Here is a 14,922-nt window from a genome sequence, read left to right as displayed (position 1 = left end):
GGGCGTGGCGTGAGGAGAGTGGCGTGAGGATCCTTGGCATCGATCCCGGGCTGGCGCGCGTCGGCTACGGGGTGATCGATGTGGAAGGTCGCTCCGGCGCGGGAGGCGGCCACCAGCGCCTGCTCGACTGCGGCATGATCCGCACTGAACCCGGCCGCAGCGACGGGGATCGGATGGTGGAGATCGCCCGCGATCTGCGGGTGATCGTGCGCCGCTGGCGCCCCCAGCTGGCGGCGGTGGAGAAGTTCTTCTTCTACCGCTCCAGCACCACGATCGCGGTGGTGCAGGCCCGGGGGGTAGTGATGATGACCCTGGCCCGCTTCTCCGTTCCTGTGGTGGAGTTCCCGCCGATGCAGATCAAGCTGGCCCTGGCCGGCTCCGGCCACGCCGAGAAAGACGAGGTGCTGGCGGCGGTGATGCGGGAGCTGGACCTGGAGCACCCCCCCCGCCCCGACGACGCCGCCGATGCCCTGGCAGTGGCATTGACGGGGTGGTTTCAGCGGTGAGGGCCGCCGATGGGCCATCCTGATCGACAGCCATGCTTCCTGGGATGGAGGGGTCCGAGAAATCCCAGCTGCGGCGAAGATTTCGCCGGACACGCCGGCTGAGCCTTCCGGAGGCGACCGCCGGCATCGTGGCGGTCGCCCGCAGGGAACTGCCTGGCCGGGTGCCCCCCGGCCGGCACCTGGGGCTCTACTGGCCCCTGACCCAGGAGCCGGACCTGAGAATCCTGGCGGAGCAGGCGCCTTGGCCCATGGCCCTGCCCGCCGTCCGCCCCGGAGCAGGCCTGATCTATCTCCCCTGGAGCCCGGGGGATCCGTTGGGCCCCGATGCCTGTGGCATCGCCGCACCGCTGGAGGGCACCCCGCTGGAGCCGGAGACCCTAGCCCTGCTGCTGGTGCCGGCGCTGGCGGTGTCACCCGCAGGGCTGCGGCTCGGATCGGGCGGAGGCTGGTACGACCGGCTGCGGGCCGATCCCCGCTGGCGGGCCGTGCCGGCCCTGGCGGTTCTGCCGGCGGCCTGCGTCGCCGCCACCCTGCCCTTGGATCCCTGGGACATTCCATTTTCTGGCTGGCTCGATGAGGAGGGCTTGCATTGGATCGGGCCGGCGGCAGAAAACATTGCAACCCATGAACCAACGGGGCCGTTGAAAGCAGTAGCGACCGCCCTTTGCCAAGATCAACTCAGTCATCCTTTGCGTTGTTGGACCTGACCTCCAGAGGCCTCCGATCCCTGACTCAGCCGGGCCGGAGCGACGGCAGCCTGGCTCTCACCGCCGCCGAACGGGTGCTGGCGGCAGAGCTTCATAACCGCAGCGACGACAACAACGCCCTCTCGATGATGGTGAGCTCGATGGCCCGGATGGTCCAGGTGGGGAAAATGCGGGATAGTCGCTGGAAAGCCTCCTGAGGTTTCCCATGGCGCGTCGTTTCGTGTTTCTGGCCCTCCTGGGTGGGGCCGCCGCCTTCATGGCCCCCGTCGCCTGGGCCCACGGCATCCAGAGCACCCTCGACTATCTCCCTTCCGCCGCTGGCGGGACACTGGAGCTTGAGAGCCACTTTTCCAGTGGGGATCCAGCCCGTGATGCCACCGTCCGGCTGCTGCCTCCTGATGGGGGTGAAGCCATCGCGATCGGCAAGACAGGCCCCGATGGGCGCCTCACCTTCACCCTTCCGCCGGGGGCCCGCAACGACTGGGAGATCCAGGTAGATGCCGGGCCTGGGCACCGGGACTATCTCTCGCCTGACGATGCCGGGCGACTCCCCGCGCCCGGCAGCCTCACCGGTGATGCCGGCGGGCCGGTCCGTCGTCTGAACCGCTGGAGTGGTCCGCTCCCCTGGGCCCTCACCGGCCTCGCCCTGATCGGCGGGCTGGGCCTTGCCGCACGTCGTGGGAAGCGATCCTGAATCGATAGGATCGGCCCATGAGCTACGGCAGTCCGACCCTCGATCGTCTGGTGGATCGCCTGAGCAGCACCCAGGATCCACGGCGCCGCTATGAATTCGTGCTGTGGCTGGCCAAAAAGCTCCCGCCTCTGCCCGAGGACTTCCGGCGGGACGCCTTCAAGGTGAAGGGCTGTGTCTCCCAGGTGTACGTGGTGGGGCAGCTGGCCAACGGCACCCTGCACTGGCAGGGTGATTCCGATGCCCAGATCACCAAGGGCCTGCTGGCCCTGCTGATGGAAGGGATGGAGGATCTGACCCCGGAGCAGGTGACGGCGATCGATCCCACCTTCCTGGCGGCCACGGGGTTGCAGGCCAGCCTGACGCCCTCACGGGCCAACGGATTCCTGAACATTTTCCGGATGATGCAGGCCCAGGCAAGAGACCTTGCGGCGTTGAGCCCGGCCACCGAATCCCCATCCTGAAAGCCAGCCGACAAAGTCCTGCTCCGTTGATCAGTCGCTTTCCCAGAACGCCTGGCCGGAGGTGGTGGGAGCCGAAGAGGTAGACACACCTGAGGTTGGCTGAACAACGGCCCATCAAAAAGGCCCTGCTCTTTAGGCAGGGCCTGGAAACGAGATGACCAGAAATTGCTGAGACTGAAAATAGACTCAGACGACAGCGGCCGACTTCACACGCTGGCGGAGACGACGGGAGAAACCGAAGGCCACACCAGCGCCGAGAATCGGCAGTGGTCCTGGCACCTCCTGCCCATCGCTGACATCAACCTGTGCAGAATAAGAACCAGGTGTACTCGGGAGGGTGTCATTGAAGGTGAAAGCACCATCAGTCACGAACACGCTTCCAGCAGGAAGACCTGTGACAAACGACGTAAGATTAGCGGGAAGATTTTGAGTAACATCAACCTGCACAGTGCCGTCGAGCCCTTGGGTCACAAGGAAGTCGACCCCACCAAAGATACCAACCGTAACACCGTTAGAGAAAGTGAAAGCGGTATTGTTGGCAAGTTTGTATAGAGCCGCGCCTGGCGCAACGGGGGCAAACCAGTTAAAAACTGCCGTTGGTGATGAAACGGCAAGATCAACCGACGAAGGAGGCGCTGGCGCGAACGGTGGAGTGAACAGGCCCGTGGCGCTGTTGATCAGCACAAGACCCGTGGGTCCCGGGGTGTTGAACAGAACGCTGAAGGTGTCAGTGGGATCAGCGATGTTGACCTGGCTCGCGAAATCGCTGGTTCCATTCGAGAAGGCCAGTGAGCCGGTCAACGCGTGGGCGGAAGGAGCGCCGAAGGTCAGAGCTCCGGTGATGGCTGCCGCAGGAACAAGAAACTTGAGAGGTCCGCTCGTTCTCAGGAGCGTTTGGAGGGTAGGTGCCATGGGGGAGGTCACGGTGCACGAAGCTTCCGCATAGTAGGGCATGAATGGCGACTTAACCAATCCGGTGGAAGCCTGTTGGAAAACCGCAACACAGCCCAGGGGGCGGCAGTGGGGCCCCGAGGCGATCCGCTGCCACCAGATCGTCCGGCTCGCAAGGGGTCTGATCAAGGCCCCGGGCCAGGGAAGCGGCTAAACGCGGCTCCGGCGCTTGAACGGGATCGGCTTTGGAGGGCGTGGGTGGTGCGGACCTCCTTGACCCCGGCAGCTCGACCATGCACGGACCCCCGGGGTGGGACAGGCACTGGGGCAGGGTTGGTTGAAGGTCCGTCACAGGTGCGCTCTGCAGGGCTGCGACCATTGGCTTGGGCGGCGGGAATGGATTCCTTCTTTGCCAGAACCTTCTCCTGACCAATGTCTCTGCCGACCTGATCGGGTTTCTGCAGGCGATCCTCGAGGGACGGATGCGCCGCGGGGTGCGCTTCCCCCAGGTTTTTGCTCCTGGTGGCGGTGCTGGGGATCTTGGGCGGCCGCCAGAGCCTGAGGGATCTGGAACGCTTTGCAGTTCGCCATCACGCTGCGCTGAACCAGGCGCTGGGTCTTGAGATCAGGCGGCCCCCACTGATTCCACCTTCCGCTATCTGTTCCTACAGGTGGATGGGGCCGAGATCTGCCGGCAGCTGCAGAGCTGGATCCTGGCCGAGATCCCAGATGATTCAACGGGTCTGGATCCGTTTGGTGTGCGACGGTAAGCCCTTGCGAGGCTTCATCGACGCGACCGATGGCGGTGGCGGGGCCTTCATAGCCCAGGTGATCCTCTACTCCAAGGCTCTCGGTGCGGCGATGGCCCAAGCCACCGATGCCACCCGCGAGAACCACGAGCGAGCGGTTCTGCGGGGGCTGCTTTCCACCGTGGATCAGGAAGGCGTCTTGATCCAGGCCGACGCGCTCCACACGCAGAACCCGTTTTTCGGCAGCTCACGGAGCAGGGGGCCGACTTCCTCTTGACGGTGAAAGGGAACCCACGGACCCTTCATTGCCAGATCAGCGAACAGTTCTTCTACTCGCGCAAGATCCCTTTCATGGCAACGGTTTCGGAACATGGTCACGGGCGCGAGACCACCTGGAAACTCAGGTCCGAACAGTCTTCTGATTTCATCACCGAGGCCTGCCGCGGCAGCTGCTGGATTTTCGAACTGGTCGTCAGCGGCAAGCGCGGCGGAAAGCGTTCCCTCCAGCGGCACCCTCTTTCTCACCAGCCCGCGAACCACGCCAAAAGCCTTGCCGCATTTGATGAGGCACCGCTGGTGCATTGAAAGCTTCCAATGGCTCCGCGACGCCCAGCTCCATGAGGATGCTCACCGCTATGGCGGCCCCGGTGCAGCGGTGCTGGCCACGATGCGCACTCTGATCCTGAACTGCTTGGGCTCCACGGCCACCACTCGGTGAGAGCTGGGCTTGCCGCGGTGGCCCATGACATCGCCAAGCTGCTCGCCATGGCTGGGATCAGCGCGGGATGGACCACTGGGATGGTCGGTTCGGCTGGAGCACACGTCCTCGACAACGGGGTTGGGCTCCACAACTGTGAAGAAAGCCCCTCTGCTTTCATCCATCGTCCGGGAAAACCGATGCTCCCATCCCTTTTGCATTCAAGTTTCAGTCACAAGAAAGATCTAAATTAAATAGGCCAAAGCCAGCAAGTTTCAGGAGCATCGAATAATCCTGTTAAGGATTCATTTTCTCAATTCTCAGTCTGCTTCCTGGTCCCCAAAGGCTTGGGACGCTGTTGCTGCCTTCAAAACCGATGATTTCCATTCCGATCACCCCAGCCACCGCCCAGCCCGCACGCACGCTGATCGGCAACCTCCGCCGACTGCTGCAACGCCTGGTGGCGGATCCCGCGCCCCTGGAGCGAACCATTGCGGGCACCCTCGCCCAGCGCTCGCTGGTGGCGGCGGCCAACACCGGCATCCTCGATGCCCTGATCGAGCATCCGGGAAGTGATGGCCAGGAGTTGGCCAGACTCTGCCACTGCTCCCCCGAGGGGGTGGACATCCTCGTCCGTGCCCTGGCAGGAACCGGTCTGTTGTCCCGCCAGGGCACGGGATGGAGGGTGCGACAGGCCTACACCCCGCTGCTCAGGAAGGACTCCTTCCTGCGCTCCTGGCTCGACTACTCGGACTCCGTGATCGCACCCGCCCTGCTGTCCCTCGAAGACAGCGTCCGCCATGGAACACCGGAAGGCCTCACAAGGCTCTATGGCCACGACCGGCAGAACTTCTACGCAGCCGTCGCCACCGATCCGGTCAACGGCCCCATCTTCTCGAAGTTCATGCGGGCCTACAGCAGCATCAACCGCGACGCCGTCGCCCGGCACAGCGTCTTCGCCGGGCCCCTGAAAATTCTCGATCTCGGTGGCGGCGACGGCGACCTCGCCATGGCGATCGTCACGCACCATCCGGATGCAGAGGTGACGGTGGCGGATCTTCCTGCGGTGATCGAGAGGACCAGCGAGTCGTTCTCTCACCATCCCCAGGCCTCCCGACTGCAGACCGTGGCCGTGGACCTGCTGAAGGATCCACTGCCACGGGGATACGACATCATCCTCTGCGCCCATGTCATCGATATCCTTTCGCCGGAGGAAATCCGCGGCCTGCTGACCAAGGCTCGCGAAGCCCTCGTCGCGAAGGGGAAACTGGTGGTGTTCACACCCGTCACCTCCGACCATGGCCGCGGCCCCCTGATCAACAGCCTGATGGGCATCTACTTTCTCGCCCTGGCCCGCGGCAAAGGGCGCTTCTACAGCACCAGAAAGCTCAGGGAGATTGCGGCCTTCTGCGGCTTCAAGGCCTTTCGCAATGTCCCCCTGCCCTGCGATGAAGTGATCCTGATTGGAGAGAAGGTGGACTGATTCACCACATGAACCACAAAAAAGTGGTTGGAGAATCTCCAACCACTTTTCGATGAATCCATCAGCGCAATCAGTCGGTTCGTTCTACACGCCTCCGGATTCAAACCACTCTCAGTATGGCGCCTGCTGCCGTGAGCCCTGGTCCGAAGACAATCGTGGTGATCAGGTTGCCCGGGCGGACGGCGTGATCCGAAAGAATCTGAGCCCACATATGGGGGGCAGTCGCCGAGGAGAGATTGCCGCGCTCGAGCAAGATTCTGCGTGACCACGCCATTCTCTCTTCCGTAACGCTCAGCGCATCCCTGACTTTGTCAAGAATGCGCGGACCACCCGGATGCACGGCCAAAATGGAACCCGGGAAGTCACGGGATTTCACTAGGCCAGCACGTTCATAAAGATCGTGTACGAACGTGTTGACATGCTGGGCAATCTGGTCGGGGATGGCTTTGTCCAGAATCATATGCATGCCACTGTCAACAATGCTCCACTGCATCAGATCACTGGTATCGGGAATGATGAATTCATGGGTAGCCAGCAATTCAAACGCTCGCTTTGACCCATGGGTTGAGCCATCAGGCGACCACATTTTGTAGGCAATGACCCCATCGCCGAAAAGACTGTGGCCAACGATCTGATCAGGGGTTCGTCGGACAGGATCGGCATGGAGGGTATGGAGCTCCGTGTGCACAACGTCCACCGAGGCATGCTCCGGTCTGCCCTGAGCCATAGCACTGGCCACAAGACCGGAGCCGACACGCAGGGCGGGCACCGAAGCGTGGCAACCATGGTGGTACACCTGGGTGACATGGGTGGCGTTCCAGCCTTGGGAATTGGCGAGAAGCTGGGGGGCGCTGGGCGACTCATAGGCCGTGCACGTGACGTGCAGGAGATTGGAGGGCGGCTGCCTTTGGCCGGCAAAGAGATCTTCGAAGATCTGCTTGGTATAGCGCTTGAAGGCCTCACGGCGGCGTCCCCAGCCGCCCAGGCTGAGAGGATCTTCAGGATCAAATACCTTCCATTCTTCGGGAGGCAACAGAAAATCCTCCGTGTAGGTGAATCGACGCGAAAGAAGTCTCGGGCTACAGCCGAAGCGGTCAAACAATTTTGCGTACAGGGCCCTTGCGGACTCGATGCTGGTGTGTTCCCCTTGGGCAACAGCTGCCCGAGAGAAGATGTTGACGAGAAAGCCAAAGAGCTGTTCCTGGGGGATGGCAAAGGGAGGATCGACGATTCGGAAATCTCCGATCCTGCAAGCTGCCGGGGCCGATGGGCGGATCGGCTGGAGGCTCCGCGTGGAGGGGTAGCGAGCTGGGGCGGAAACGGGAGGCCGCGAGAGGGTTGAGGTCATGGGGAGAGAAGGGAATTGCTGAGCGATAAAACCGAATCACTTTTTCGGATTGCCAGAACCGAACATCATGGGGAGAGCAATCCTCAGAACGAATGTGAACAATGTTCTCGGATACCGAACCCAACGTCAAGTGTGCGGCTTTGCCATTGGCACAGATAGACGGCACTGTTTAACAAATAAATGTTTAGTTAATGCTTCAGCGGCAACACAAAGAAGTCACGCTTTCTCTATGTTTCTTTTCATAAAGCTTTCAATCCGGTCAAAGACTCACCGACAGCCGCACCGAAGTTAGTAACTTTTGATGCCTGAATACCGACCACCCCATGGGTGACGTCTAAGCATAGAAATCAGAATCCGATATTCAGCCTCCGCTCCCGCTCCACTGCTGTTGACTTCATCAACTCCTGAGCATTCCGTCAGACATCCTGCGGTTGCAAGGCGGAAGAGCGTAGTCTCCACTACCGATCTCACCCCCCTGAGCTGACTGGCCGCCTGGGGTCAGGGGCGGTGCCCAGGTCTCCAGAGGCTTGGGGGCCTGGCGATGGCTAAGGAACAAATCCCGATCCGTTTTGGCGGTTCTGGCCCGACGCCGCAGACTGGCTCGACTAAGGGAAGAAGGATGCAGCCCTCCTATGGGAACCGTGCCAGGCCGCTCAAGGAAGGAGCCTTTCTACTATGTGACGTTTCCAGGATCCCGGCCCATGACCATCGGTGTTGGCCTGCTCGGACTGGGCACGGTGGGAGCCGGCGTGGCTTCCATCCTCACCAATCCCGAGGGGCGCCACCCGATGGTGGCGGAACTCGCTCTGCGCCGGGTGGCCGTTCGGGATCAGCAGCGCTCCCGGCCCGTGACCCTCCCCCCAGGGAGCCTGGTCACCGATCCCCTGCTGGTGGTGGACGATCCGGCGGTGGAGATCGTGGTGGAAGTGATGGGGGGTCTGGAGCCGGCCCGGACGCTCATCCTGCGTGCCATCGCCGCCGGCAAGCCCGTGGTGACAGCCAACAAGGCGGTCATCGCCCGCCACGGCGAGGAGATCGTCGCCGCCGCCGCTGAGCATGGCGTCTATGTGCTGATCGAAGCGGCCGTGGGTGGGGGAATTCCGATCATCGAGCCGCTCAAGCAGTCCCTCGGGGGGAACCGCATCCAGCGGGTGAGCGGCATCATCAACGGCACCACCAACTACATCCTCAGTCGCATGGCCGATGAGGGAGCGGCCTATGCAGACGTGCTGGCGGAGGCCCAGGGGCTGGGCTACGCCGAAGCGGATCCAGCCGCAGACGTGGAAGGCGGCGATGCTGCCGACAAGATCGCCATCCTCGCCGGGCTGGCCTACGGCGGAACAGTCTCCCGCGCGGGCATTGCCACCGAAGGCATCGACCGGCTGGATGCCCGCGATGTTGCCTACGCCGCCCAGCTGGGCTTTGTGGTGAAGCTGCTGGCCGTGGCAGAACATGTGGGGGACAACGCCGATGGCAGTGCGTCGCTGGACGTGCGGGTGCATCCCACCCTTCTGCCGACGTCCCACCCCCTGGCCGGCGTCCATGGGGTGAACAACGCCATCCTTGTGGAAGGGGAACCAGTGGGTCGGGTGATGTTCTACGGGCCGGGGGCAGGGGCGGGCCCCACCGCCTCGGCAGTGGTGGCCGACATCCTCAACATCGCCGGCATCCGCAAGGTCAGTGGGCCCCAGGCGGGCCTTGATCCACTCCTGGCCGCAAGCCGCTGGCGCCGCTGCACCCTTGTGGACGGCTCCCGCACCAGCCATCGCAACTACGTGCGCCTGCGCACCCGCGACGAGGCCGGCGTCATCGGCAAGATCGGCACTTGTTTCGGCGATGCCGGGGTCTCGATCCAGTCGATCGTTCAGTTCCCAGGCCACGAGGGGGGCGCCGAAATCGTGACGATCACCCACGAAGTGCTGGAAGCCCGGTTCCGTGACGCTCTCGCCGCCATCAAGGCCCTGGAGGAGGTGGAAGCGGTGGCGGCCTGTCTGAGAACCCTGTAGCCAGCCGATCGACTGATTCGGGAGACCGTTCGTCCTGGGGGAGCTAATTTTGCGCCATCCCCCATGTCCTGCCGACAGGATTTCAGCCAGCGATGCTCCATCCCCTGAGCGGTCAGACCATCGACCCGGACGCCGATCCGAACGATGGACCCATCGACGAGAGAACAGCGGCCCGGATCGCTGGGAGTGACCTGCTGATGGCGGTAGGGACAGGCCTTTTCATCGTCTTCCTGGGCTACGCCATCGTGGATGCTCTGCCCTTCCAGCTGCTGAATCCCAGCTGGCAGCTGCGCTTCACGGCCCTGATCCTTTCGCTGTCGTCGATTCCACTGGTCGGATTCGCCTGCGTGCACCTCGCGGCGATCCTCAATCCGGCGAACATCCGCATCCGCCAACGGCTGCTCACCTTGCGGCAGTGGGCGATGGCTGCGGCCATCGGCTTCCTTCTGCTGATCCCCCTGCAGGGCTTCGCCACCTGGAAGGCCTACAACGAGGCCAAGGCCAACCAGCAGGCCCAGATCCAGCAGTCCAACCAGCGAGTGGCGCCCCTGAAGCGGGTCATCGAATCCGCCACCAGCACCGCGGACCTGCAGCAGAAGCTGTCTCAGCTGGAGGGTGGTCGTCTCAAGCTGTCGCCGGAGGATTTCTCTCGGCCCCTCGCCGAAGTCAAGAAAGCCATCCTTAACAATCTCGCCCGCTCTCAGAATCTCTACGTCGACCGCATCACCAGCACGACAGCTCCGACCCAGATCTGGGCCGCCCTCCAGAGCGCCGCAAAAACCATGGTGGCCTCGATCGGCTTCTTCATCGGCTTCGCCGCCGGAGCCCAGTTGAAATCTTCCCCCCAGACCCTCCAGGACAGGATCTCAGGCTGGACCCAGTCGTTGTTCGGCCGGCGTCGCAGGCGACCGCGGCGACACTGATTCAACACGCCTGTCGCAGGCGCTGCCGCAGCCGACGGCTGCATCGCCAGGCCATGGCCGCCCCGGCCACGGGCAGGGGTCCGGGCACCGAGGCCGGGGCGTCGGGGTCGTCGCTGGCGGGATCGGGCTGCACCGTGGGGCCGTTGCCGGGCAGCTCACCCGAGGGGGCCTCCGGGGCCGGGAGAAGCAGGGCCGTCTCGAACACGCCGTCGTCTTCCGCAGGGCCGGGAGTCTCCTCGATGGGATCGTTCGTTAGGACGATCACCGGATCAGGGGAGGGGGCCTGCCGCCCGGGAAGGAGACCGGCAGGAACCATCCGGGGCAAAATCGGGGGGCCGGGTACCCCGTCAAAGACGTTCTCAAAGCCATTGCCGACCGGCGGGGTGGGCGGCGTCGGCGGTGTCGGTGCCGTCCCGCCCCGCCCGACGGCTGGGGGAGTCGTCGGGCGGAAGCCGCCGCGGACGGGGACGGCGCCGGGTCGAGCGGGTAAGTAGCCAGTGGGGATGACGAAACCGTCGATGATGGTGCCCTTCCCGGAAGGCGTGCTGAAGCCGGAGAGACGCTGGGTGGAGGGCACGACCTTGCCAGTGAGGGGATCGTTCAGGGGGAGGCCACCGACGCCGATGGGGATCTCGAGCCCTCGGCCGAAGCCGGGAACCAGCAGCTCGCGCAGCTCCTGAAGCTCCGCCAGGGCCTGGTGCTCATGGTTCCCCCCCGCCGGGGCGGCGGTGCTGGCCAGCAGACAGCTCAGCAGGACGACGGGAGGACCGAAATGGACGGAAGGGCGGAAACGGCTCAGACCGAGGGCACCGGACCCCAGGAAGCGCACCATAAACAATCAGTAAGGTTTCACTATTCTATCAGCTCGCTTTCAGGTTTGCAGGAGGTGCCGTTCACGGGCGGGACCCCCTAAGGTCTGGGCCGCTGGCCAGCCCGCACCACCCTGTCCTGCCCGGAGCACGGATGCCTGACCATTCCGCCAGCCGCGAGGAGACGATCGCCGGCTTCAGCCGCCTGTTCGCCTGGAGCGGTGGCGGCCTGCTGCTGGTCTTCCTGGCTTTCGTCCTGGTTGACTCCATGCCCCTCCAGCTTCTGAGTCCGGCCTGGCAGCTGCGGTTCACCAACCGCATGGTCAACACCTCGCTGCTGGCCCTGCTGGGGTTTCTGCTGCTGCACCTCGCGCTCTTCATCGAACCCACCAACGGCTTCCTGCGGGCGAAGCTGGCCATCGCCCGCCAGTGGGCCATCGTCGTGGTGTTCGCTTTCCTGCTGCTGGTGCCCCTGCAGGGCTTTGCCACCTGGCGCGTCCTCTCCCAGGCGAAGGGCGCCCAGGCGATGCAGCGCAACGTCCTCGGCGAGCGGGTGACATTGATTCGCCAGGCGATCGAGGCGGCTACCAGCCCGGAGGACCTGCAGGCCCGCTTCTCGCGGCTCCCGGCCCCCCGGCCCCAACTGCCCCCGGCGGCCCTGAGCCTGCCCCTGAACGAGCTGAAGCGCAGCCTGCTCGAGGAACTCCAGAAGACGGAGACCCGCGCCTCCGGCCGGCTCGGCGGGCCCGCCCCCACCGACGTCTGGGCCCTCGGCCAGGGGGTGGCACGGGTGAGCATCGCCGCGGTGGGGTTCGCCGCCGCCTTCGCTGCCGGCGCCCAACGGCCGGGGAGGTCCCTCACCCTGCTCCAGCAGCTGATCCGACAGCTGGAGATCCTGCGTGGGCGGCGCCCCAGGAGCAACCGACGGACCCCCTGAGCTCCGCCGTCGGGGACGCGCTGGACAGGCCGCTTGAATGGGCCCCACCGGATCGCAGGGTCTTGCCGACGACCAGGGGGACAACACGCCGTGGGCCGGCGGCGACGGCCGCCGCCCTCGCCACCCTGCTGCTGGCCCTGCCGCTGCTGACGGGCTGCCAGCCATCGGGATCGCGCCGCTCCCTGGTCGTGGCCACCAAGAGCCGCATCGATTCCCTCGATCCGGTCCAGGCCTCCCGGATCGGCGTGATGCAGGTGCTCAGCGGTCTCGGCGACCCCCTCTACGCCATCGACGCCAGCGGCCGCATCGAGCCCCGGCTGGCCACGGCCCTGCCGCGGCTGAGCCCCGATGGGCTGCGGGCCCGCATCCCCCTGCGGCGGGGGGTGCTCTTTCACGACGGCACCCGCTTCGATGCCGCCGCCATGGCCTTCTCCCTGCGGCGCTTCATGGCGATCGGCACCCTCGGCTACCAGCTGAGCGAACGGGTCGCGAGCGTGCGGGTCACCGCTCCCCACGAGATCGAGCTGGTGCTGAAGCGCCCCTTCAGCCCGCTGCCGCGGCTGCTCAGCGCCATCTTCCTGACCCCGGTCTCCCCCACTGCCTACCGGCAGCACCGGGACAAGCCCCTGAACGACCGCTTCGTGGGCACCGGCCCCTACGCCCTGGCCTTCTTCGGCGGCCAGCAGCAGCGGCTCGTGCCCTGGTCCCGCTACTGGGGCCGGCGCCCGGCCAACGGGGGCATCGACCTGGTCACCCTCAGCAATTCCACCGCCCTGTTCGGAGCCCTGCGCAGCGGCGAGGTGGACCTGCTGCTCAGCACCGGCCTCGAGATCGACCACCAGCAGGCCCTGAAGCGGGACGCCGCGGCCGGCCGTCTGCGGCAGGCCGTCGGCCCCTCCCAGGAGATCAGCCTCGTCTCGCTCCTGACCGACCAGCCACCGCTGAACCGGCCCGGCCTGCGCCAGGCCGTCGCCCGCAGCCTCGATCGGGCCACCATCGTGCGGCGCGTCACCCTGGGGCTGCGTTCCCCCCAGCGGCAGCTGGTCCCCCCCGACCTGCCGGGCTCCGATCCCACCGCCTGGCCGGCCTACGACCCCGCCGGGGCCCGCGCCCTCTACCGCCAGGCCGGGTACTGCGGGGGCCGGGTGCTGACCCTGCCCTTCACCTACCGCTCCGACATCCCCACCGACCGGCTGTTCGCCCTCACCTGGCAGGCCCAGCTGCGCCGGGACCTGGGCGACTGCGTGACGCTCGAGGTGAGCGGCATGGAGTCGACCACCGCCTACTCCCAGCTCGACAAAGGCGCCCTGACGATGCTCTTCTACGACTGGGTCGGCGATTACCCCGATGCGGAGAACTTCCTGATGCCGCTGCTGTCCTGCAGCAAGGCCGAGGGGGACCGCTGCCTGGAGGGCAACAGCGTCCTGGGAGGCACCTTCTGGACCGCCCCGGGGCTGGAAGCGGAGCTGCAGCGCAGCAGCCAGCTGGACGGCCCCGAGCGGGTCGCCCTGCTGGTGGCCATCCAGCGCCGGGTCGCCGCCGCCAGCCCCTATGTGCCGGTGTGGCTGAGCGCGCCGGTGGCCTGGGGCCGGCCGGACATCAGCCGGCCCCGCTTCGACGGGTCCGGCCGGGTGATGCTGGGCGAGCTGCGCCGTCTCCCCGCCGCCGCCGCGGCCCGGGTGCCATGAGCCGCCGTTCCGACCTGGCGCGCTACCTGGCCTCGCGCCTGGCCCTGGCCCCGGTGATGCTCTGGCTGATCGCTTCGCTGGTGTTCCTGCTGCTGCGGGTGGCCCCCGGTGATCCGATCGACGCCCTGCTCGGCACCCGCGCCCCGGAGGCGGCCCGCGCCGCCCTGCGGGCCCAGCTCGGTCTGGATCTGCCCCTGCCCGAGCAGTACGGCCGGTTCCTCGGCCATCTGCTGCGGGGCGACCTCGGCACGTCGCTCACCAACGGCGAACCGGTGACCGGCATCATCCAGGCGAGCCTGCCCGCCAGCCTGGAACTCGGCGTGGTGGCCCTGCTGCTGGCGGCCGTGGTGGGTCTGGCGGTGGGATTCAGCGGCATCGCCCGCCCGGAGGGACGCATCGATCTGGCCGGCCGGCTCTACGGCATCAGCACCTACGCCCTGCCCCCCTTCTGGGCCGCCATGGTGGTGCAGCTGGTGTTCTCCGTCTGGCTGGGCTGGCTGCCGGTGGGGGGACGCTTCCCCGCCACCCTGATGCCACCGGAAGGCACGGGCTTCTACCTGCTCGACAGCCTCCGCGCCGGCGACTGGGGCCAGCTGGCCGGCAGCCTGCGCCACCTGGTGCTGCCGGCGGCCACCCTGAGCCTGCTGCTCAGCGGCATCTTCACCAACGCCCTGCGGCTCAATCTGCGCCGTGCGCTCGGCTCCGACTACGTGGAGGCGGCCCGCAGCCGGGGCCTGAGCGAGCGGCGGGTGGTGCTGCACCACGCCCTGCCCAACGCCCTGCTGCCCGTGCTGACGATCACGGGCATCACGGTGGCCTCCCTGATCGGTGGCGCCCTGCTCATCGAGGTCACCTACTCCTGGCCCGGGATCGCCTTCCGGCTGCAGGAGGCGATCGCCCAGCGCGACTATCCGGTGGTGCAGGGGATCGTGGTGGTGGTGGCGGCCCTGGTGGTGCTGGTGACCGTGCTGGTGGACGTGCTGGTGGCCCTGCTCGATCCGCGCATCCGCTTCTGAGCTCCGG

The 14,922-nt window shown here is 65.8% G+C and carries 16 protein-coding genes; 13 read left to right on the top strand and 3 right to left on the bottom strand.

Annotated features, from left to right (window positions below):
- Positions 1-23 precede the first annotated feature (23 nt).
- The 5 genes from ruvC to CYAGR_RS15475 are packed head-to-tail and all read left to right on the top strand — an operon-like array spanning position 24 to position 2,368.
- Positions 24-506 carry a crossover junction endodeoxyribonuclease RuvC gene (gene ruvC / locus CYAGR_RS15495; RefSeq protein WP_015110788.1) on the top strand — a complete coding sequence of 161 codons (483 nt, stop codon included), beginning with the start codon at positions 24-26 and terminating at the stop codon, positions 504-506.
- A 44-nt stretch (positions 507-550) separates the two neighbouring features.
- Positions 551-1,213, top strand: coding sequence for a 5-formyltetrahydrofolate cyclo-ligase (locus tag CYAGR_RS15490; RefSeq protein WP_015110787.1), 663 nt, complete (start codon positions 551-553; stop codon positions 1,211-1,213).
- Entirely contained in the window at positions 1,204-1,410 is a 207-nt protein-coding gene (locus tag CYAGR_RS15485; protein ID WP_043325994.1) for a hypothetical protein, read from the top strand. Before CYAGR_RS15490 ends, CYAGR_RS15485 begins: the two co-directional genes overlap by 10 nt.
- A gap of 8 nt (positions 1,411-1,418) precedes the next feature.
- Complete coding sequence (locus tag CYAGR_RS15480; RefSeq protein ID WP_015110785.1) at positions 1,419-1,907, top strand: hypothetical protein; 489 nt, start codon at positions 1,419-1,421, stop codon at positions 1,905-1,907.
- A 17-nt stretch (positions 1,908-1,924) separates the two neighbouring features.
- On the top strand, positions 1,925-2,368 hold the full coding sequence (locus CYAGR_RS15475) for a SufE family protein (RefSeq protein ID WP_015110784.1): 444 nt from the start codon (positions 1,925-1,927) through the stop codon (positions 2,366-2,368).
- 186 nt (positions 2,369-2,554) lie between these two features.
- Here CYAGR_RS15475 and CYAGR_RS18600 read toward each other — a convergent pair whose 3' ends face one another.
- Positions 2,555-3,280: a hypothetical protein gene (locus CYAGR_RS18600; RefSeq protein ID WP_156818496.1), complete on the bottom strand. Its 726-nt coding sequence runs from the start codon at positions 3,278-3,280 to the stop codon at positions 2,555-2,557.
- Between the two features lie 708 nt (positions 3,281-3,988).
- Here CYAGR_RS18600 and CYAGR_RS15470 point away from each other — a divergent pair.
- From CYAGR_RS15470 to CYAGR_RS15465, 3 genes are all read left to right on the top strand, one after another.
- Entirely contained in the window at positions 3,989-4,285 is a 297-nt protein-coding gene (locus CYAGR_RS15470) for a hypothetical protein (protein WP_156818495.1), read from the top strand.
- A 74-nt stretch (positions 4,286-4,359) separates the two neighbouring features.
- The gene (locus CYAGR_RS18595) at positions 4,360-4,593 is read left to right on the top strand and encodes a hypothetical protein (protein WP_156818494.1); all 234 of its coding nucleotides are present in this window, start codon (positions 4,360-4,362) and stop codon (positions 4,591-4,593) included.
- A 488-nt stretch (positions 4,594-5,081) separates the two neighbouring features.
- On the top strand, positions 5,082-6,188 hold the full coding sequence (locus CYAGR_RS15465; protein ID WP_015110782.1) for a methyltransferase: 1,107 nt from the start codon (positions 5,082-5,084) through the stop codon (positions 6,186-6,188).
- A 100-nt stretch (positions 6,189-6,288) separates the two neighbouring features.
- On the opposite strand, the gene CYAGR_RS17440 is transcribed toward CYAGR_RS15465, so the two are convergent.
- Positions 6,289-7,536 carry a 3-oxoacyl-[acyl-carrier-protein] synthase III C-terminal domain-containing protein gene (locus CYAGR_RS17440; protein WP_015110781.1) on the bottom strand — a complete coding sequence of 416 codons (1,248 nt, stop codon included), beginning with the start codon at positions 7,534-7,536 and terminating at the stop codon, positions 6,289-6,291.
- 701 nt (positions 7,537-8,237) lie between these two features.
- On the opposite strand from CYAGR_RS17440, the gene CYAGR_RS15455 reads away from it, so the two are divergent.
- Together CYAGR_RS15455 and CYAGR_RS15450 are read left to right on the top strand one after the other, a co-directional pair.
- The gene (locus CYAGR_RS15455; RefSeq protein ID WP_015110780.1) at positions 8,238-9,542 is read left to right on the top strand and encodes a homoserine dehydrogenase; all 1,305 of its coding nucleotides are present in this window, start codon (positions 8,238-8,240) and stop codon (positions 9,540-9,542) included.
- A gap of 92 nt (positions 9,543-9,634) precedes the next feature.
- Positions 9,635-10,465, top strand: coding sequence for a hypothetical protein (locus CYAGR_RS15450; RefSeq protein ID WP_015110779.1), 831 nt, complete (start codon positions 9,635-9,637; stop codon positions 10,463-10,465).
- A 1-nt stretch (position 10,466) separates the two neighbouring features.
- Here CYAGR_RS15450 and CYAGR_RS15445 read toward each other — a convergent pair whose 3' ends face one another.
- Entirely contained in the window at positions 10,467-11,297 is an 831-nt protein-coding gene (locus CYAGR_RS15445; protein WP_015110778.1) for a hypothetical protein, read from the bottom strand.
- Between the two features lie 131 nt (positions 11,298-11,428).
- Here CYAGR_RS15445 and CYAGR_RS18590 point away from each other — a divergent pair, with 131 nt between their 5' ends.
- The 3 genes from CYAGR_RS18590 to CYAGR_RS15430 all read left to right on the top strand — a co-directional run bounded on the left by CYAGR_RS18590 (position 11,429) and on the right by CYAGR_RS15430 (position 14,915).
- Positions 11,429-12,211: a hypothetical protein gene (locus tag CYAGR_RS18590; RefSeq protein WP_015110777.1), complete on the top strand. Its 783-nt coding sequence runs from the start codon at positions 11,429-11,431 to the stop codon at positions 12,209-12,211.
- A 62-nt stretch (positions 12,212-12,273) separates the two neighbouring features.
- Entirely contained in the window at positions 12,274-13,899 is a 1,626-nt protein-coding gene (locus tag CYAGR_RS15435; RefSeq protein ID WP_015110776.1) for an ABC transporter substrate-binding protein, read from the top strand.
- Positions 13,896-14,915: an ABC transporter permease gene (locus tag CYAGR_RS15430; RefSeq protein WP_015110775.1), complete on the top strand. Its 1,020-nt coding sequence runs from the start codon at positions 13,896-13,898 to the stop codon at positions 14,913-14,915. Before CYAGR_RS15435 ends, CYAGR_RS15430 begins: the two co-directional genes overlap by 4 nt.
- Positions 14,916-14,922: the final 7 nt, after the last annotated feature.

This window comes from Cyanobium gracile PCC 6307 (assembly GCF_000316515.1).
Classification (GTDB): domain Bacteria; phylum Cyanobacteriota; class Cyanobacteriia; order PCC-6307; family Cyanobiaceae; genus Cyanobium; species Cyanobium gracile.
Note: the sequence above shows the minus strand (reverse complement) of the source record. Positions and strands in the feature narration are given on the sequence as shown.